This window comes from Kitasatospora sp. NPDC056327 (assembly GCF_042261735.1).
Taxonomy (GTDB): domain Bacteria; phylum Actinomycetota; class Actinomycetes; order Streptomycetales; family Streptomycetaceae; genus Kitasatospora.
The window spans coordinates 1-20,727 of the sequence record NZ_JBHJRC010000033.1; the positions used below are offsets into that span (position 1 = coordinate 1).

The 20,727-nt window shown below is 76.8% G+C and carries 7 protein-coding genes; all 7 read right to left on the minus strand.

Annotated elements, in window-relative coordinates:
• Positions 1–145 precede the first annotated feature (145 nt).
• The 7 genes from ddaH to ACFCX4_RS07800 all read right to left on the minus strand — a co-directional run bounded on the left by ddaH (position 146) and on the right by ACFCX4_RS07800 (position 20,648).
• A complete protein-coding gene (gene ddaH, locus ACFCX4_RS07770) occupies positions 146–988 on the minus strand; it encodes a dimethylargininase (protein ID WP_376139729.1) in 843 nt (280 codons plus the stop codon).
• A 41-nt stretch (positions 989–1,029) separates the two neighbouring features.
• Positions 1,030–2,406, minus strand: coding sequence for an MFS transporter (locus ACFCX4_RS07775; RefSeq protein ID WP_376139730.1), 1,377 nt, complete (start codon positions 2,404–2,406; stop codon positions 1,030–1,032).
• A gap of 6 nt (positions 2,407–2,412) precedes the next feature.
• Entirely contained in the window at positions 2,413–15,969 is a 13,557-nt protein-coding gene (locus ACFCX4_RS07780; protein WP_376139731.1) for an amino acid adenylation domain-containing protein, read from the minus strand.
• 42 nt (positions 15,970–16,011) lie between these two features.
• A complete protein-coding gene (locus ACFCX4_RS07785; RefSeq protein WP_376139732.1) occupies positions 16,012–17,022 on the minus strand; it encodes a TauD/TfdA family dioxygenase in 1,011 nt (336 codons plus the stop codon).
• Entirely contained in the window at positions 17,019–17,231 is a 213-nt protein-coding gene (locus ACFCX4_RS07790; protein WP_376139733.1) for an MbtH family protein, read from the minus strand. Before ACFCX4_RS07790 ends, ACFCX4_RS07785 begins: the two co-directional genes overlap by 4 nt.
• Positions 17,232–17,456: 225 nt before the next feature.
• Positions 17,457–18,641: a cytochrome P450 gene (locus ACFCX4_RS07795; RefSeq protein WP_376139734.1), complete on the minus strand. Its 1,185-nt coding sequence runs from the start codon at positions 18,639–18,641 to the stop codon at positions 17,457–17,459.
• Positions 18,642–19,610: 969 nt separating this feature from the next.
• Positions 19,611–20,648 carry a thioesterase II family protein gene (locus tag ACFCX4_RS07800; protein ID WP_376139735.1) on the minus strand — a complete coding sequence of 346 codons (1,038 nt, stop codon included), beginning with the start codon at positions 20,646–20,648 and terminating at the stop codon, positions 19,611–19,613.
• Positions 20,649–20,727 lie beyond the last annotated feature (79 nt).

The following is a 20,727-nucleotide window of genomic DNA, read 5'->3' on the forward strand; positions in this document are numbered from 1 at the left end:
GCCGGGCCCTGCCCCGTTCGGCTGAATCCCTCCCCGGCAGGACTCCGGCGCCCGGCACCGCGAGGGCGACGGCCGCCCCGAGCCGGGGCTACGGGCGGCGGAGCAGGGGGAACCGCACGGTCCTCCTGGTGGGGGCAGGGTGCTGTCAGGCGGCCTCGCGGATCTCCAGGGTGCAGCACTTGACGCTGCCGCCGCCCTTGAGGAGTTCGGAGAGGTCCACGCCGATCGGGCGGAAGCCGTGGTCGCGGAGCCGGGCCGCGACCCCGGCCGCCGCCTCCGGGAGGACCACGTTCAGGCCGTCGCTGACCACGTTGAGCCCGAACGCCACCGCGTCCTCCTCCCCCACCAGTACCGCGTCCGGGAAGAGCCGGGCCAGCACCGCCCGGCTGCCCGCCGAGAACGCGCCCGGGTAGTACATGATCCGGTCGCCGTCGAGCACGCTGAGCGCGGTGTCCAGGTGGTAGAAACGCGGGTCGACGAGGTCCAGGCCGATCACCGGGCGGCCGAGGAACTCCTGGGCCTCCGCGTGCCCGGCGGAGACGCTGCGGAAGCCCCGGCCGGCCAGCAGGTGACCGTCCGTCAGCAGCAGGTCGCCCTCGCCCTCGTTGACGTGCGCCGGGTCGTGGGTCGCGAAGCCCCGGGCCCGGAACCACTCCAGGTAGGCCGGGCCCTCGGCGGCCCGCTCGGCGTTGCGGAACCGGGCGCCGAGCGCCCGGCCGTCGACGACGGTGGCACCGTTGGCCGCGTACACCATGTCGGGCAGGCCCGGCAGCGGGTCGATCAGGTCGACGCGGTGGCCGAGGCTCAGGTACAGCGCGTACAGGCGCTCCCACTGGGCCACCGCGAGCGCGGTGTCGACCGGCTTGGCCGGGTCCATCCAGGGGTTGATGGCGTAGCTGACCTCGAAGTGCTCCGGGCGGCACATCAGGTAGCGGCGCGGGCGGGCGGTGCGGACCGGGGCGGTGCCGGCCGGAACGGTGCTGGTCATGACGGGCTCCGTGAGGGTGGGGACGGGCGGAGGAGGACGGTTCAGGCGGCGGCGGGGCGCTCGGGGAAGTCCCGCAGCGGGCGCAGCGGGCTCACCAGCAGGACGGCACCGGCCGCCAGCAGCACGCCGGCCATGATCCAGATCGTGGTGCGGGCCCCGAGGACCTCGCCCAGCCAGCCGCCGAGCAGGGCCCCGACCGGAATGGCACCGAAGTTGACGGTGGAGGCGCTGGCCCGGATCCGGCCGATCATCGCGGGCGGGCAGTAGGACTGGTAGAAGCTGCCGGCCAGCACGTTGCCGGCGACCACCCCGCAGACCGCGACCGACCAGGCGACCGCGCTCACCGCGAGCGGCAGCCGGGTGCCGGCGAGCGGGAGCAGCAGCAGGAACGGGGCGGCGACCAGTTCGCAGAGCAGCGTCCCGCGGGCGGTGCCGAACCGGCGGGCGATCCGGCCGGCGAGGGCCGCGCCGGCCAGGCCGCCGACGGAGACCACCGCGAAGACGGCGCCGATGCCGCCGGGCGAGACCCCGACGTCGCGGACCAGGAAGACGGTCTGCACGGCCTGGATGCCGTTGAGGCCGAGGTTGCCGACCGTCCCGAAGACGGCCAGGGTGCGCAGGTACCGGTCGCCGGCCAGGAAGCGGACGCCCTCGCCGATCTCGCGGAGGATGCCGCGCCGCTCGGAGACCGGCGGCGGGGTCTCCTTCACCCGGATCGTGCCCAGGCAGATCGCCGAGACCAGGTAGGTGACGGCGTCCCCGAGCAGGCCGCTGGCCGCGCCGAACGTCTGGGAGAGCAGACCGGCCACGCCGGGGCCGGCGATCTCCGCCGCGGAGTCCCCGGAGCGCAGTTTGACGTTGGCCTCCAGCAGGTCCTCCTTGGCGACCAGCGAGGGCAGCACGGCGCCGTACGCGGTGGAGAAGAAGACCTTCGCCGCCCCGGCCAGCAGGGCCACCGCGATCAGCTGGGCCATCGTCAGGGCGTCGAACCAGCCCGCCACCGGCACGCTGCCGAAGAGCACCAGCAGCAGCAGGTCGCAGACCAGCATCACCTTCAGCCGGGGCCAGCGGTCCACCCAGGCGCCCGCCAGCAGGCCGAGGAACAGCCAGGGGACCCAGGCGGCGGCGGTGAGCACGCCGACCATGAACGGCGAGGCGTCCAGGGTGACCACCGCCACCAGGGCGAGGGCGACGTTGCCGACGGCGGTGCCCAGGCCGCTGGTGGTCTCGCCGACCCACAGCTTGCGGAAGTTCCCCTGGGCCCACAGGCCCCAGCGGCTGCGGCGCGGCCGGTCGGCCCGGTCCGCCCGTTCGGGCTCCGGGGACCGGTCGAACGGGGCGGGCCGTTCGGACGGGGTGCCCGGGGCGGCGTCCTCCGGGCTCCCGGTGCTCGTGCTCGTCGTGGCGCTCGTGGTCATGGCGGGTCAGTCTCCAAGCGTGTCGGCCAGCACGGCGGCGATCCGTGCGAGGGGCTCCGGCTGGGTGAGGGCACCGTGCTCGCAGTCGAGGCGGTGCGCGGTGACGGGGCCGCCGACGTACGGGGCCCAGGCGGCCTCGTAGGGCCAGCCGGCCGGCTTGTCCGCGGTGGCGCCGACGAAGACGGCGGGCCCCCGGTAGTGGCCGGGCACGTGCTCGGCCATCAGCTTGCGGTGGAGTTCGAAGACGTCGGGCAGGACGCCCGCGGCCTCGCCGAGCAGGGCGGTGAGCTCGGCCTCGCCGCGCCCGTCGGCGGGGTCGTGGCCGAGCGAGACGAGCAGCTCGGCCAGGGTCTCCACGGGGTCGTCGGACGGCGGGGCGGCGTCGGGGTGCTCGTCCGCGGAGCCGGCCGGGACGCCGTCGAGGAGGGCGAGCAGGCCGACCTCCTGGCCGTCCGCCTGGAGCAGGACCGCCATCTCCTGGGCGACCACCGCGCCGAAGGACCAGCCGAGCAGGTGGTACGGGCCCTGCGGGCGGACGGCGCGGATCTCCCGCACGTAGTCCTCGGCGATCTCGGTGACGGAGGCCGGGGAGCCGCCGCGCAGGCCGCGGGCCTGGAGGCCGTAGAGCGGGCGCCCGGGGTCGAGGTGGCGCAGCAGGCCCGCGTAGACCCAGCTGATGCCGGCGGCGGGGTGGACGCAGAACAGCGGGGCCCGGGGGCCGGCCGCGCGCAGCGGGAGGAGGGTGTCGAGGGCGCCGGCCGCGCCGTCCGGGCCGGTTCCGGTGTCCGCGCCGGTGCCGAGGCGGCGGGCCAGGGCCACCGCGGTGGGGGCCTCGAACAGGGCCCGGATGCCGAGGTCGGCGCCGAGTTCGGAGCGGATCCGGGCGAGCAGCTTCATGGCGAGCAGGGAGTGGCCGCCGAGGTCGAAGAAGCCGTCGTCGATCGAGACCGTCGGCACGTCCAGGACCTCCGCGAAGAGCCGGCAGAGGACCTCCTCGTGCGGGGTGCGGGGAGCTCGGCCGGTGGGTGCGGCGGTGAGGTCGGGGGCGGGCAGGGCGCGCCGGTCCACCTTGCCGCTCGCGGTCAGCGGGAAGGCGTCGAGCGGGACGACCGCGGCCGGGACCATCCAGCCGGGCAGCGACCCGGCCGCGAAGGCCCGCAGGTCGGCCGGCTCGACGGGGGCCGCCGGTCCGCCGGTGACGACGTAGGCGACCAGGCGGGGGCCTGCGGCGCCGTCCTCGCGGGCGGTCACGGTGGCGGCGCGGACCGCGGGGTGGCGGGTGAGGACGTGCTCGATCTCGCCGAGTTCGATCCGGAAGCCGCGGATCTTGACCTGGTGGTCGGTGCGGCCGAGGTAGTCGAGCCCGCCGTCGCGGTCGCGCCGGACGAGGTCGCCGGTGCGGTACATCCGGGCGCCCGGGGTGAACGGGTCGGCGACGAAACGCTCGGCGGTCAGGGCCGGGCGGCCGAGGTAGCCGCGGGCGAGTCCGGCACCGGACAGGTACAGCTCGCCGGGGACGCCGGGCGGCACGGGGTTCAGGTGCTCGTCGAGCACGTGGGCGCGGGTGCCCCGCACGGGGCGGCCCAGCGAGGGGCGCTCGGTGACCAGGGGCTGGGTGAGGGCGTCGACGGTGGACTCGGTGGGGCCGTAGAGGTTGCGGGCGGCCGTGCGCGGGGCCTCGCGCAGCCGGCTCCACAGGGCCTGGCCGACGGCCTCGCCGCCGAGCAGCAGCAGCGACGGCACGTGGCCGCCGCCGGCCAGCAGACCCTCGGCGAGCAGCTGTTCGGCGTAGCCGGGGGTGACGTTGACGGTGTCGATCCGGGCCTCGCGGACGTGGCGGACCAGCGCGGCGGCGTCCCGGCGCAGGTCGTCGCCGATCAGGTGGAGCTCGTGGCCGGCGATCATCCAGAGCAGGCCGTCCCAGGAGGCGTCGAACCCGAGTGAGGCGGTCAGTGCCACGCTCGGCCGCCGGCCCGGGCGGTCTCCGGGGCCGCCGGCAGGAGCGGGGAAGGCTCCGGCGAAGCGGCCGGGGAACGTGTCGGCGAAGGTCTCGGCCCGGTGGTGGGCGAGCAGTGCGGCGATCGATCCGTGGCTCACCACCACGCCCTTGGGGCGGCCGGTGGAGCCCGAGGTGTAGACGACGTACGCCGCGTCGGCGGGATCGGGGGCGGCGGCCGGGACCGCGGCCCCGGCCGCCGGGCCGGGGCCGTGCACCGGGAGGACGGTCCGGCCGGCGAGCAGCTCCGGCAGCGGCCAGCCGTCGTCGGTGACGACGAGGGCCGGCGCGGCGTCGGCGAGCATCGCCGCCGTCCGCTCGGCCGGGTACTCGGCGTCCAGCGGGAGCGAGGCGGCGCCGGACTTGAGGACGGCGAGCAGGGCGGTCACCGTCGCGGCCGAACGCGGCAGGGCCAGCGCGACCACGGTGTCCGGACCGGCGCCGGCCGCGCGCAGCCGGGCGGCGAGGTGCTCGGCGCGGGCGTCCAGCTCGGCGTAGTCGAGCCGGACCCCGTCGTGCACCAGGGCGGTGGCGCCGGGGGTGGCGGCGGCCTGCGCCGCGAAGGCGGCCGGCAGCAGCGGGACCTCGGCGGGCAGCGCCCTGGCGGGGGCGAGGAGTTCGGCGCGCTCGCGCCCGTCCAGCAGGTCGGCGCGGCCGATCGGCACCCCCGGGTCGGCGGCGACGGCGGCCAGCAGCCGGCCGAACCGCGCCGCGACGGCCTCCACCGTCTCCCGGTCGAACAGGTCGGTGGCGTACTCGATCGCGCACTCCAGACCGGCCGGGGCTCCGGTGGCGTCGAAGGTCTCGCCCATGGCGACGGACAGGTCGAACTTGGCGGCGTACCCGCCGACCGGTTCCGGCACGGCCGGAAGTCCGGCGAGGTCGAGCGGGGCGTCGCCGCCGGCGGCGTCCCGGCGGGTGCCCTCCAGCGTCAGCATCACCTGGAAGAGCGGGTGCCGGGCCAGCGAGCGGGCCGGGTTGAGCTCCTCCACCAGCCGCTCGAACGGCACGTCCTGGTGGGCGTGCGCGTCCAGCTGGGTCTCCCGGACGCGGCGCAGCAGCTCGGTGAAGTCCGGGTCCCCGGAGGTGTCGGTGCGCAGCACCAGGGTGTTGACGAAGAAGCCGACCAGGTCGTCCAGTGCCTCGTCCGAGCGGCCGGCCACGACCGAGCCGATCGGCACGTCGGTGCCCGCCCCGAGCCGGGTGAGCAGCGCGGCCAGCGCGGCCTGCAGGGTCATGAACATCGTCACCCGGTGCTCTCGGGAGAGCGCGACCAGCGCCCGGTGGAGCCCGGCGCCGAGCGGGAGCACGACGCGGTCGCCGGCGTGGCCGCTGTCGGCGCGCCGGGGGCGGTCGACCGGCAGCGCGGTCTCCTCCGGCAGGCCGGCCAGGGCCTCGCGCCAGTGGGCGAGCTGACGGCTGATCGCGCTGTCCGGGTCGGCCTCGTCGCCGAGCAGCGCGCGCTGCCACAGCGTGTAGTCGGCGTACTGGAGGGGCAGCGGGTGCCAGTCGGGCGCGGTGCCGTCGAGGCGGGCGGCACAGGCGGTGGCGAGGTCGCGCAGCAGCGGCTCCATCGAGCGGCCGTCCCCGGCGAGGTGGTGCAGGACGAGGACCAGCAGGTGCTCCTGCGTCCCGGCGCCGGCCGGGAACAGGTGGACGCGCAGCGGCAGGTCGGCGGTGAGGTCGAAGGGGATCGCGGCGCACTCGGCGACCGCGGCGGCCGGGTCGGCCGGTGCGGTGGTGCGGTGGTCGAAGGGGACGCGGGCCTCGTCGGCGGGGACGATCCGCTGGTGGGGCTCGCCGTCGTGCTCGGTGACGACGGTGCGCAGGCTCTCGTGCCGGGCGACGAGGTCGCCGAGGGCGGCGGCCAGCACCGCGGGGTCCGGCGGGCCCGCGAGGCGCAGGGCGAGCGGCAGGTTGTAGAGGTCGCCGGGGCCCTCCATCCGGTCGAGCAGCCAGAGCCGCCGCTGGACGGAGGAGAGCGGCAGCCGCTCGGGGCGCGGGCCCGCGGCCGGCGCGGGCCCGGCCTCGGCGCCGCCGTCCAGCCGCTGGGCGAGGCCGGCGACGGTGGGGGCCTCGAAGACGTCCCGGATGCCGAGTTCGGCGCCGAGCACCGAGCGGACCCGGCCGGCCAGTTTCATGGCGAGCAGGGAGTGGCCGCCGAGGGCGAAGAAGTCGTCGTCGACGGAGACGGCGCCGGGCAGGGCGAGGACGTCGGCGAACAGGCCGCAGAGGATCTCCTCGCGGGGGGTGCGGGGCGCCCGGCCGCCGGCGAAGAGCGTGAAGTCGGGGGCGGGCAGGGCGCGTCGGTCGACCTTGCCGCTGCCGGTCAGCGGCAGGGCCGCGAGCGGGACGACGGCGGCGGGCACCATGTGGGCGGGCAGCCATTCGGCGGCGAACCGGCGCAGCTCCTGGGCGAGTTCGGGCCCCGGCGCGGCGGCGGTGGCGCAGTGGGCGACCAGCCGGCGGTCGCCGTCGGCGCTCTCGTGCAGGGTCACCACGGCCTGCCGGACGCTCCCGTGCCGGGCCAGCGCCTGCTCGATCTCGCCGAGTTCGATCCGGAAGCCGCGCACCTTGACCTGGTCGTCGGTGCGGCCGAGGTAGTCGAGCCCGCCGTCGCGGTCGCGCCGGACGAGGTCGCCGGTGCGGTACATCCGGGCGCCCGGGGTGAACGGGTCGGCGACGAAACGCTCGGCGGTGAGCGCCGGGCGGCCGAGGTAGCCGCGGGCCAGGCTCACGCCGCTCAGGTACAGCTCGCCGGGGACGCCGGCCGGCACGGGGTTCAGGTGCTCGTCGAGCACGTGGGCGCGGGTGCCGGGCACGGTGCGGCCCAGGGAGGGGCGGTCGGTGCCGGCGAAGTCCTGGAACAGGGTGTCGACGGTCGCCTCGGTCGGGCCGTAGAGGTTGTGGCCGGTGGTGTGCGGGGCCGCCTCGCGGAGCCGGGTCCACAGGGCCTGGCCGACGGCCTCGCCGCCGAGCAGCAGCACCGACGGCACGTGCCCGTCGTCGGCCAGCAGACCCTCGGCGAGCAGCTGTTCGGCGTAGCTGGGCGTGACGTTGACGCCGTCGATCCGGGCCTCGCGGACGTGGCGGACCAGCGCGGCGGCGTCCCGGCGCAGGTCGTCGCCGATCAGGTGGAGCTCGTGGCCGGCCACCATCCAGAGCAGGCCGTCCCAGGAGGCGTCGAAGCAGAGCGAGGCGGTCAGTGCCACGCTCAGCCGCCGGCCCAGCCGGCGCGCGGGCCCTCCGAAGGTCTCGGCGCGGTGGTGGGCGAGCAGCGCGGCGAGCGAGCCGTGGCTCACCACCACGCCCTTGGGCCGGCCGGTGGAGCCCGAGGTGTGGATGACGTACGCCGCGTCCGCGGGGCCGGTCCGCACGGGCGGGGCCCCGGCGGGCCGGTCCGCCCAGTGGGCGGCGTCGGCGGGCAGCACGGTCAGACCGTCCAGCACCTCCGGCAGCGGCCAGCCGCCGTTGGTCAGGACGACGGCCGGGCGGGCGTCGGCGAGCATGTGGGCGAGCCGGTCGCGCGGGTACTCGGCGTCCAGCGGCAGGAAGGCGGCGCCGGCCTTGAGCACGGCGAGTTGGGCGACGACGGTCTCCGCCGAGCGGGGCAGGGCGAGCGCGACCAGCGACTCGGGGCCGATGCCCGCGGCGGTCAGGCCGTGCGCGAGGCGGTTGGCACGGGCGTCCAGCTCCGCGAAGCTCAGCCGCTGTCCGCCGAAGACCAGCGCGGTGGCCTCCGGGGTGGCGGCGGCCTGCGCGGCGAAGGCGGCCGGGACGAGCGGGGTGTCGGCGGGCGGGGCCGCTGCGGGGGCGAGGAGTTCGGCGCGCTCGCGTTCGTCCAGCAGGTCGATGCGGCCGATCGGCACCGCCGGGTCGGCGGCGACGGCGGCCAGCAGCCGGCCGAACCGGGCCGCGACGGCCTCCACCGTCTCCCGGTCGAACAGGTCGGTGGCGTAGTCGATCGCGCAGTCCAGGCCGGCGGGCGCGCCGTCGGGGCCGAGGAACTCCTCCAGGGTGACATTGAGGTCGAACTTGGCGACCCCGGTGTCGGAGGGCAGCGCCTCGACGGCCAGGCCCGGCAGTTCCAGCTCGCCGTTACCGGTGGACTGGAGGACCATCGCGACCTGGAAGAGCGGGTGCCGGGCCAGCGAGCGGGCCGGGTTGAGCTCCTCGACCAGCCGCTCGAACGGCACGTCCTGGTGGGCGTAGGCACCGAGGCCGGTCTCCCGGACGCGCCCCAGGAGTTCGCCGAAGGACGGGTCGCCGGAGGTGTCGGTGCGCAGCACCAGGGTGTTGACGAAGAAGCCGACCAGGTCGTCCAGCGCCTCGTCCGAGCGGCCCGCGACGACCGAGCCGATCGGCACGTCGGTGCCCGCCCCGAGCCGGGTGAGCAGCGCGGCCAGCGCGGCCTGGCAGGTCATGAAGAGGGTGACCCGGTGCTCGCGGGAGAGCGCGACCAGCGCCCGGTGGAGTTCGGCGCCGATCGGCAGGGCGACCCGGTCGCCGCGGTGGTCGGCGCGGGCGCCGCGCGGGCGGTCGGCCGGCAGCGCGGTCTCCTCCGGCAGGCCGGCCAGGGTCTCGCGCCAGTAGGCGAGCTGGCGGGCGGCGACGCTCTCCGGGTCGGCCTCGTCGCCGAGCAGTTCGCGCTGCCACAGCGCGTAGTCGGCGTACTGGACGGGCAGCGGGTCGGCCACCGGCTCCTCGCCGCCCAGGCGCACCGTGTAGGCCTCGGCGAGGTCCCGCAGCAGCGGGGCCATCGACCAGCCGTCACCGGCGATGTGGTGCAGGGCGAGGACCAGGACGTGCTCGTCCCCGGTGACGCGCAGCAGGGTGGCCCGGACGGGCGGTTCGGCCGCCAGGTCGAAGGGCAGCCGGCCCAGCCGGTCGACCTCCGCCTCGACGGACTCCGCCGCGCAGTCGAGGAGTTCGACGGACAGGACGGCCTCGCCGGGGGCCAGGACGCGCTGGTGGGGCTCGCCCTCGTGCTCGGCGACGACGGTGCGCAGGCTCTCGTGCCGGGCGGTCAGGTCGCCCAGGGCGGCGGTGAGCGCGGCCCGGTCGAGCTCGCCGGTGAGGCGCAGGGCGAGCGGCATGTTGTACAGGGCGCCGGGACCCTCCATCCGGTCGAGCAGCCAGAGCCGCTGCTGGGCGAAGGAGAGCGGCAGCCGTTCGGGGCGGCGGGCCGCGGTGAGCGCGGGCCGGGCGCCGGCGGTGTCGCAGCGGTCGGCGAGGCCGGCCACGGTGGGCGCCTCGAAGACGTCCCGGATGCCGAGTTCGGCGCCGAGCGTCGCCCGGACCCGGCTGAGCAGCCGGGTGGCGAGCAGCGAGTGGCCGCCGAGGGCGAAGAAGTCGTCGTCGATCGAGACGGCGCCGGACAGGCCGAGGACGTCGGCGAACAGGCCGCAGAGGATCTCCTCGCGGGGGGTGCGGGCGGCCCGGCCGCCGGCCCCGGCGGTGAAGTCGGGGGCGGGCAGGGCGGTCCGGTCGAGCTTGCCGTTGACGTTGAGCGGCAGCGCGTCCAGCACCACGAAGGCGGCCGGGACCATGTAGTCGGGCAGCGCGGCGGCGGCGTGGGCGCGCACCTCGGCCGGGTCGGCGCCGGTGACCAGGTAGGCGACCAGACGGGTGCCGGCGGTGCCGTCCCGGTGCGGGAGCACGGCGGCCTGCCGCACGTCGGGGTGGGCGGCGAGCACGGTCTCGATCTCGCCGGGCTCGATCCGGAAGCCGCGGACCTTGACCTGGTGGTCGGTGCGGCCGAGGAACTCCACGGTGCCGTCGGCGCGGCGGCGGGCGAGGTCGCCGGTGCGGTACATCCGGGCGCCCGCGTCGAACGGGTCGGCGACGAAGCGCTCGGCGGTGAGCGCCGGGCGGCCGAGGTAGCCGCGGGCCAGGCTCACGCCGCTCAGGTACAGCTCGCCGGGGACGCCGACGGGCACCGGACGCAGCCGCCCGTCCAGCAGGTGGGCGCGCAGGTTGGGCAGCGGGCGGCCGATCACCGGGCGGGTCACCGCGGCGTCGAGCCGGTGCTGCAGGGCGTCGACGGTGCACTCGGTGGGCCCGTAGAGGTTGAGGACGACGGTGTCGGGGGCGGCGGACAGGGCGGTCCACAGGTGCTGGCCGCAGGCCTCGCCGCCGATCATCAGCACGGCCGGCGGGCAGGTGGTGAGCAGGCCCTCCTCGACCAGCCGCTCGGCCTGGCCGGGGGTGACGTCCAGGACGTCGGCGCCGGTGCGGGCCAGGTGGCGGACGATGGCGGCGGCGTCGCGCCGCACGTCGTCGTCGAGCAGGTGGAGCTCCTGGCCGAGGACCAGCCACAGGATCGACTCCAGCGAGGTGTCGAAGGACAGCGAGGCGGTCGACGCGAAGGTGAACCGCCGTCCCGGGTGGGCCCGGCGGGCCAGCGGGAGGTGCCCGTCGCGGTGGCTGGCGAGCAGGTTGGCGAGGCCGCCGTGGCGCACCACGACGCCCTTGGGGCGGCCGGTGGAGCCGGAGGTGTAGATGACGTAGGCGGCGTGCTCGGGGCCGACCCGCACCGGCGGGTCGACGGCGGGCCGGTCCGCCCAGTGCCCCGGGTCGGCGGGCAGCACGGTCAGGCCGTCCAGCACCTCCGGCAGCGGCCAGCCCGCGGTGCTGAGCACGGCGGCCGGGCGGGCGTCGGCGAGCATGTGGGCGAGCCGGTCGCGCGGGTAGTCGGAGTCCAGCGGCAGGAAGGCGGCGCCGGCCTTGAGCACGGCGAGCAGGGAGACGACGGACTCGGCGGAGCGGGGCAGGGCGAGCGCGACCAGCGACTCGGGGCCGATGCCGGCGGCGGTCAGGCCGTGCGCGAGGCGGTTGGCGCGGGCGTTCAGCTCCGCGAAGCTCAGCCGCTGTCCGCCGAAGACCAGCGCGGTGGCCTCCGGGGTGGCGGCGGCCTGCGCGGCGAGGACGGCCGGGACGAGGGCGGTGTCGCCGGCCCGGTCGGTGTCGTGCCAGCGGGCGAGCGCGGCGCGGCCGTCCTCGCCGAGCACGTCCAGCTCGGCGACCGGGAGCCCGGGCCGCTCGGCGACCTGGACGAGCAGCCGGCCCAGGGCCGCGGCGAGCCGTTCGGCGGTGTCGCGGTCGAAGAGGTCGACGGCGAACTCCAGGCCGCCGGTGAGTCCGGCCGGGGCGCCGTCCGGGTGCTGGTGCTCGGAGAGGTTGAGCGTGAGGTCGAAGGGCGTGCTGGGCAGGCCGAGCGGCTCGTAGGCGGCGCGGGTGCCGGGGAGGCCGGGGCCGCCGCCGGCGGTGTTGTCGAAGGCGATCATCACCTGGAACAGCGGGTGCCGGGCCAGGGTGCGGGCCGGGTTGAGCTCCTCGACCAGCCGCTCGAACGGCACGTCCTGGTGGGCGTAGGCGGCCAGGTCGGCCTCCCGGACCCGGGCCAGCAGGTCGCCGAAGGTGGGCGCGCCGGAGAGGTCGGTGCGCAGCACCAGGGTGTTGGCGAAGAAGCCGACCAGGTCGTCGAGGGCGCTGTCGAGGCGGCCGGCCAGCGGGGTGCCGATCGGCAGGTCGTCGCCGGCGCCGAAGCGGTGCAGCAGGGTGGCCCAGGCGGCCTGGAGCACCATGAACAGGGTGACGCCGTGCCCGGCGGCCAGCGCGGCGAGCCGGGCGTGCAGGCCCGCGTCGAGGGCGAGTTCGACGACGTCGCCGCGGTGGGTGGGCACCGGCGGACGCGGGCGGTCCAGCGGCAGCGGCAGCTCGTCGGGCAGGCCGGCCAGGGCCTCCCGCCAGTGGGCGAGCTGGCGGGCGAGCAGGGACTCCGGATCGGTGTCGTCGCCGAGCAGGCGGTACTGCCACAGGGTGTAGTCGGCGTACTGGACGGGCAGCGGGTCGAACACGGGCGCCTCGCCGCCCAGCCGCAGGGTGTAGGCCTCGGCGAGGTCGCGGAAGAGCGGGCGCAGCGACCAGCCGTCACTGGCGATGTGGTGCATCACCAGGGTGAGCACGTGCTCCTCGGGGTCGGCGGCACGGCCGGAGCGCTCGGGGGTGAGGTAGGCGTGCAGCGGGACGTCCGCCGCCAGGTCGAAGGTGTGGCCGACGAGTTCCTGCGCGGGCCGGTCGGTGACGGTGAGCAGCGGCGCGGGCGGCGCGTCGAGGACGTGCTGGTGGGGCACGCCGTCGTGTTCGGTGAAGACGGTGCGCAGGCTCTCGTGGCGGGCGACCACGTCGCCGAGGGCGCTTTCGAGGGCGCCGGCGTCGAGCGGACCGGTCAGCCGCAGGGCGAGGGTGACGTTGTAGGTGGCGGTCGGGCCCTCGGTCCGGCCGAGGAACCAGAGGCGGCGCTGGGCGAAGGAGAGCGGCAGCAGGTCCGGCCGCGGCTCGGGGCGCAGCGCGGGCCGGGCCGGCTCGCCGGCGATCCGGGCGGCCAGGGCGGCGACGGTCGGGGCCCGGAAGAGGTCGCCGATGGCGAGCTCGGCGCCGAGTTCGGCGCGGACCCGGCCGACCAGGCGGGTGGCGAGCAGGGAGTGGCCGCCGAGGGCGAAGAAGTCGTCGTCGACGGTGAGGCCGTCGATCCCGAGGACTTCGCCGAACAGGGCGCACAGCGCGCGTTCGCGCTCGTCCCGCGGGGCGCGGCCGGCGCCGTCGGTGCCGGGGCCGGGGGCGGGCAGGGCGCGCCGGTCGACCTTGCCGTTGGCGTTCAGCGGCAGCGCGGGCAGTACGACGACGGCGGACGGGACCATGTAGCCGGGGAGCGTGCCGGCGGCGAACCGCTTGAGCTCGGCGGCGAGTTCGGCGCGCGCGGCGTCGTCGGGCGCCGCGCCGGCGGGGACGGCACAGTAGCCGACCAGCCGGGTGTCCCCGGGGCGGTCCTCGCGGGGGACGACGATGACCTGGCGGACGGCGGGGTGCGGGGCGAGCGCCGCCTCGACCTCGCCGAGCTCGATCCGGAAGCCGCGCAGCTTCACCTGGCCGTCGATCCGGCCGAGGAACTCGACCGCCCCGTCGGCGGGCCGGCGGCGCACCAGGTCCCCGGTGCGGTACATCCGGCCGCCCCGGTCGAACGGGTCGGCGACGAAGCGCTCCGCGGTCAGCGCGGCGCGGCGCCAGTAGCCGCGGGCCAGGCCCGCGCCGGCGACGTACAGCTCGCCGGGCACGCCGGGCGGCACCGGGCGCAGCCGGGCGTCCAGGACGTGGGCGCGCATGTTGTCCAGCGGCAGGCCGATCGGTGCCCGGGGGCCGTCCAGGTCGGCGGGGACCAGCGGGTGGTGGGTGGCGAAGGTGGTGGCCTCGGTGGGCCCGTAGACGTGGGCGAGCAGCAGGTCCGGGCAGTGGTCGAGGACGCGGCGCATCAGGGTGCCGGAGGCCGCCTCGCCGCCGGTGCAGACCGTGCGCAGCGACCGGAAGGTCTCCGGGGCCTGCTCGGCGACCAGGTCGAACAGCGCCTTGGTGAGGAACACCGCGGTGACGCCGTGCCGGGCGGCGAGGGCGCGCAGGGCGTCGGCGTCCAGGGTGCCGGGCGGGGCGACCACGACGGTGCCGCCGTGCAGCAGCGGCGCCCACAGCTCGTAGGTGGCGGCGTCGAAGGCGTGCGGGGAGTGCAGCAGGACCCGCTCGTGCCGGCCGTCGCGCCAGCGGCGGTCGTCGGCGAGGTCCACCACGTCGCGGTGGCGGACCGCGACGCCCTTGGGGGTGCCGGTGGAGCCGGAGGTGAACATCACGTAGGCGAGCCGGTCGGGGTGGACGGGCGCACCGGGGTCGTGGGCGGGGCGGCCGGCCTCGTCGCCGGGGCGCACCACGGCCGCGGTGTGCGCGAAGCCGGGGTCGGCGCGGTCGGTGAGCAGCACGGGCGCGCCGGTGTCGGCGAGCAGCGCGGTCATCCGCTCGGGCGGCAGGCTCGCGTGCATCGGCACGTAGCAGCCGCCGGCCTTGAGCACCGCGAGGGTGGCGACCACGAGGTCCACCGAGCGCTCCATCAGCAGGGCGACCGGTGACTCGGGGCCGACGCCCGCGGCGATCAGGTGGTGGGCGAGGCGGTTGGCGCGGGTGTTCAGCTCGGCGTAGTCGACGGTGCCGCCGTCGTGGGCGAGGGCGACCGCGTCGGGGGTGCGGGCCGCCCGCGCCTCGAACAGGGCCGGCAGCGAACCGGTGCGCGCGGGCGCGGCGGTGGCGTTCCAGTCCCCGGCGAGGCGGGCGTGCTCCTCCGGCGCGAGCAGCTCCAGGGTGCCGATCGGCGCCCCGGGGTCGGCGGCCGCGGCGGCGAGCAGGCGGCCGAAGCGCTCGAAGAGGGTGCGGACGGTGGCGCCGTCCCAGAGGTCGGCCGCGAACTCGACCGAGCCCTCCAGCCCGGCCGGGGCGCCGTCCGGGGCGTGGCGCTCGGTGATCCCGATGTTGAGGTCGAACTTGGCGACCCGCAGTCCGAGCGGCTCGGGCGCCGACTCCAGCCCGGGGAGGCCGAGTTCGCCCTCCTCGTGGTTCTGGAGCACCAGCAGGGTCTGGAACAGCGGGTGGCGGCCCAGCGCACGGGCCGGGTTGACCTCCTCGACCAGCCGCTCGAACGGCACGTCCTGGTGGGCGAACGCGTCCAGCTGGGACTCCCGGACCCGGCCCAGGAGTTCGGCGAAGGACGGGTCGCCGGAGGTGTCGGTGCGCAGCACCAGGGTGTTGACGAAGAAGCCGACCAGGTCGTTCAGCGCCTCGTCGGAGCGGCCGGCGACACCGGTGCCGAGCGGGATGTCGGTGCCGGCGCCGAGCCGGGTGAACAACGCGGCCAGACCGGCCTGGAGCACGGCGAACAGGGTCGAGCGGTGCCGGCGGGCGAGGTCCGCGAGCGCGGCGTGCAGCCCGGGCGCGAGGGTGAACGGCACGGCGTCGGCGGCGCCGGTCGGCGCGGCCGGGCGGGGGCGGTCGGCCGGCAGTTCCAGCTCCTCCGGCAGGCCGGACAGGACTCCTCTCCAGTGGTCGAGCTGGCGGCTCATCAGGCTGTCCGGGTCGGCCTCGTCGCCGAGCAGGTCGCGCTGCCACAGGGCGTAGTCGGCGTACTGGACGGGCAGCGGCTCCCAGTCCGGCGCGGCGGCCGCGAGCCGGGCGGTGTAGGCGGCGGCGAGGTCGCGCAGCAGCGGGCCGAGCGACCAGCCGTCGCCGGCGATGTGGTGGAGCACCACGAGCAGGACGTGCTCGGGGGTGCCGTCCTCGGCGGTGACCGGGGCGCCCGTACGGGGGGCGTCCGCGTGGGTTCCCGCCGCGGGCGGTGCGAGCGAGAAGACCGTGACCCGGATGGGCGGTTCGGCACTCAGGTCGAAGGTGTGCGCGGCCTCCCGGTCCCGCAGGACCGGGTAGTCGGCCGGCGCGCACTCCACCGTCGCGAAGGCGATCCCCGCCTCCGCCGACGGCAGGATGTGCTGCACCGGCACGCCCTCCCCGTCCACCGGGAACACCGTGCGCAGGGCCTCGTGCCGGGCGACCACGTCGGCCGTCGCGGCGCGCAGCGCGGCGGTGTCGAGCGGGCCGCGCAGGCGGACCGCGAACGGCAGGTTGTAGAGCGCGGTCGGCCCTTCGATCTGGTCGATCAGCCAGAGACGCTGTTGTGCGTACGAAACCGGGATCACGGTGCTTCCTCTGCTCACGTCACGGGCGGGTGGGCGGCGCCGTCACGCGGCGACGGCGGTGGTCGGCAGGACGGTCGGCCGGCAGTCGAGGACGTCGACCGGGCGGCCCATCGCGACGGCGATCCTCCGGTCGCCGCGGTACGGGTCGCGGCCGTGCGCGCAGAGCACGTTGTCGACCAGCATCACGTCGCCGGCCTGCCAGGTCTCACGGACGGTGGCGGCCTCGTAGGCGGTGTTCAGCGCGTCGACGTCCTCGCGGGTGAGCGGCTCGCCGTCGCCGAACCCGGTGCTGAACGGCAGGCCGTCCGGACCGAACTCGTCGACCATGGCCTCCCGGATGTCCGGGTCCAGCGACCACTCGCTCCAGAAGGCCAGGTGGTTGAACCAGGCCTCCTCGCCGGTGTGCGGGTGGCGGATGATCGCCGGGCGCAGCTGGCTGGTGCGCAGGTTGCCGTCCTCCAGCCACTCCCAGGTGATGCCGTTCTCCCGGCAGTACCGCTCGACCTCGGCGGGGTCCTCGGTGGCGAAGGCGGTCCGCCACGGCAGCGACACGTAGTCCGAGTAGCTGCGGCCGAGCGTCCAGCCGGAGGTCCGGCCGCGCTCGGCCAGGTGGGCGGGCAGTCCGGCGAGGACCTTGCGGACGTCCGCGGTCGGCGTCGCGCCGCCCTCCTCCGGGGCGATCAGGCACGCGAACAGCAGCCGGCCGGGGAAGGTCAGCGTGTAGCTGTTCTCGTTGTGCATCCGGATCGGCAGGGCGGCGGCGAGGTCGGTCGACGAGAAGACGCCGTTGCCGAAGTCGCTGCGCGGGGTGGCCTTCTCCCGGTACGGGGTGGGCTCGGGGATCAGCACGTCGCGCACGGCGGCGACGTCCTCGGCGGCCGCGACCGGCAGCCCGCGCAGGAAGATCGTGCCGTGCCGGTGCAGCGCCTCGGTCAGCTCCCGCTCGTGCGCGCGCAGCCAGTCGCAGCCCTCGGCGAGGCCGGCGAAGGCCGGCACCCGGACGAGGGCCGGACGGCCGGGGTTCAGCTCCCAGGTGATCACGTCGGCGCTCACCGGCGGTCGAGGCCGGCGACCAGCGAGGCCGGGCGGATGTCGGTCCAGTTGGTCTCGATCCAGTCCAGGCACTCCTGGCGGGGCGCCTCGCCGTGGACGGTGGTCCAGCCGGCCGGCACGTCGATCCAGACCGGCCACAGCGAGTGCTGGTTCTCGTCGTTGACCAGGACCAGGTAGCCGGCGTTGTCGTCCTCGAAGGGGTTGCTCACGGTGCTCTCCTCGGTGAGGTGGTGGCGCGGTGCGGTGATTCGAAGGTAGGGGCGGGCCGGCGCCGGAAGCGGCACGAGGCCCGGCAGGAGAGCGGCAGTTAACGGACTGCCGTTCTCCTGCGCGGGCCTCGGTGCGCAGGGGGGTGAGCGGGGGTGAGCGGGGGTGACGGGTGGAGCGGGCGCGGGGGTCGAACGCGCGGGCCGAACGCGCGGGCCGGGGGCCTTTCAGCGCGGCGTCAGGCGGACCGGGAAGCGGTCCAGGCCGAAGTTGATGATCGAGCGGTTGTACTCCGCCGGACCGGTCGGCTCGATCACCGCCGCCCGCTCCAGCGCCGCCGAGAACAGCGCGCTCAGCTCGGCCTTGGCCAGCGGCGCACCGATGCAGTAGTGGGCGCCCAGACCGAGCGCCAGGTGCTTGTTGGGCGAGCGGTCCAGACGGATCTCCTCGGGCGCCTCGAAGGCCTCCGGGTCCCGGTTCGCCGACCACACCCAGACCGCGACCCGGTCCCCGCGGCGGATCCGCCGCCCGGCCAGCTCGATGTCCCGGGTGGCGGTGCGCAGCGTGTGCAGCCCCACCGACGTCCAGCGCAGCAGCTCGTCCACGGCGGAGTCCATGTCCACCTCCCCGCGCTGCAACTGCCGCCACAGGTCCGGCCGGTGGACCAGGGTGTGCAGCCCCATCGCGGCGGTGTGGCGGACCGTCTGGACGCCGCCGACCACGATGTTGTCGAGGTTGAGCACGACGTCCTCGACCGGCAGCAGCCGGCCGTTCACCCTGTAGGTGGCCATCATCGAGATCAGGTCGTCGCGCGGGTCGGTGCGGCGCAGCATCACCTGGTGCAGGAGGTAGGGGATCAACTGCTGGTGCCCGGCCCGGCGTTCCTCCGGGGTCTCGCCGAGGAACGCCACGTCGCAGACCCGGACCACCATGTCGCGGTCCTCCTCCGGGACGTCCAGCAGGTCGCACATGACGGCCAGCGGCAGCGCGGAGACCACGTCGACGAGGTCCGCCTCGCCCTGCTCGACGGCCCGGTCGAAGAGCTCGCCGGCCCGCTCGGCGATCGAGCGGGAGGCGCCGCGCACGCCGCCCTTGGAGAAGAACGGGTTCGCGGGGGCGCGCAGTTCGCGGTGGCGCGGCGGGTCGGTGAGGGCCATCATCCGGCCCGAGCCGACCGGGACGTTGCCGACGCCGGCGCCGAGCAGCGAGCCGGACTCCGAGCTGAAGACGGCCGCGTTGCGCAGCACGTCGGCCGACTCCCGGTAGGTCATCACCGACCAGATCGGCCCGTCGTCGACGGTGTCGGTGCGGTGCACGGGCGCCTCGGCCCGCAGCTCGGCGACCAGCGCCGGGGTGTCCGGACGGGCCCACAGGGCGGGGTCGCTGAGGTCGACGGAAGTGGTGGTGACCATGACGGCTGCTCCTCGGTGAGGTGGTGGGGTCGGCCGGTCGGCGGCCGTTCGGGGGCGGAGGGAAGGGGGAGAGCGAGGCGGGGCGCGGCCGGGCGTCCGGACGGGTGCTCGGCGGCCGGGAGATCGGGCGGACGAACGGAGAAGGACACCCACGTGCGCCCCGACGGACGCACAGCGGCGGGCGGATCCGGGTGGTGCAGGGGTGGATGCGCGGCCGGGGAGACCGGGCGCCGGGCCTCGGCAGCGGCCCGGGCGACGGCCCCTGCCGCGCGGGCCCGGGAGGGCCGGTGACGGCTGCTCGGCGCGCCGGCCGGGCCGGCGCCCGGGACGGGGGCGACAGGACGGGAACGGCAGGACGGGAGCGACGGGAACGGCGCTCACCACGACCGCGTCAGGCGCGGAGCGGAACGGTCCGGCCTCCGTCGCGGACGGGCGGAGCGGGACGGAGGGCCCGGGCGCCGCGAGGCCCGGCGCGCCACGGGAAGGTCCGTCCGGCCGGCACTCGCCCCGGGGACGGCCCTCGACCGGGCCGGTGACCGCCGCTGCGGCTCGTCGGCCGGGCCGGCGCCCGCGGTGGTGCTGCGGGAACGACGCCCGTGGCGGCGAACCCGTCCGCCCGCCGGGCGGATCCGGCCGGCGACCGCCGGGCGGACGGGAGACCCTGGCGGCAGCCCGGAGCAGGGCAGCCTGGCAAGCGACGCACCGACCCCTCGCCGAGCCGGACGGAGCCCGGGACCGGAACGGCGCTCACCGCGGCGGTCCCCCGCCCACCCGGCGGAGCGGGCCCGCGACCGCCGTACGAAGGCGGGAACGAACGGGGATCCGGGCGGCCACCCGGCAGGGCGGTCGGGCGCCGGCGTCCCGGACGGGGCCCGGGACCGGAACGGCGCTCACCAACGCGGCTCCTGGCCGCAGGCCGGTGCCGCTCCGCGTCCGGCGGGCGGCGGCGCGCAGCCGCACCCGCCGCACTCACCACGACGGCCTCCCGCGCCCGTCCCCCGGCGCCGAGCCAGGCGCCGGCGCCGCGGGCGTACTCGCCCCCGCCGACAGGAGCGAGGCCAGCAGGTCCACCGGGCCGGGCTGGTCGACGGTGGCCAGCAGGTGCCCGCCCGGCAGGACACGGTGGCCGAAGGTGCCCCGGGTGTGGGCCGCCCAGCCGGTGAGGTCGGTGGTGGCGAGCATCGGGTCCTCCGCGCCGGCCAGGGCGTGGATCGCGGAGCCGATCGGCGCGTGCGGGCGGAACCGGTAGGTGCCGCTCACCGCGAGGTCGGTGCGGATGCCGCCGAGCACGAGGTCGACGAGCTCCGGGTCGGCCTGGACCAGCTCCTCCAGGCCTGTCATCCGCAGGAGTTCGACGGCGTCGAGGTCCTTGGACTCGCGCTCGGTCCACTCCGCCGGGCAGGGTGCTCCGGCCACCACCACCAGCTCGGGCCGGCGGTCGGCGGGCAGCGCCCGGGCCACCTCGTAGGCGAGCAGGGCACCGAAGCTCTGCCCGTAGAAGGCGGCCCGCCGGCCGGGTCCCAGGTGCGGGGCGACGGCCTCGGTGACGGCGGCGGTCAGGGTGTCGAAGTCGGCCGGCATCGGCTCGCGGCTGCGACCGCCCCGGGCGGGCGGGCGCAGCGCCCACACCTCGGCGGCGGGCGCGATCGCCCGCGCCAGCGGGGTGAAGGCGGTGGCGTCACCGCCGGCGTGCGGGAAGCAGAACAGCCGCACGGGGCTGGCGGGCCGGGGGGCCGGGAGGAGGAACCAGTCGCCCTCGGTCCGGGGCCGCGTGACGGGAACGGCCCGGGCCGGGGCGGGGGCGGGTACGGAGGCAGCGGCGGCGGGGGCCGGGCTGCGGAGCGGGGCCTCCGCGGCGGCCGGACGCGGCCGGGGGGTGATCGGCGGACGGGAGGTGATCGGCGGACGGGAGGCCGCGGTGGCCCCGGTGGGCGCCCGGTCCGGCGCGGTCGCGCCCGGGCGGGTCCGGGCGGTGACGGCCGGCCGCACGGCCCCGGACGAACCCACCGACCCGGCCTCCTCCGGAGCCAACGGAGCCACCGGCGCATCCGGGCCGCCGGCGACCGCCGGACCGGCGGCGGACGGC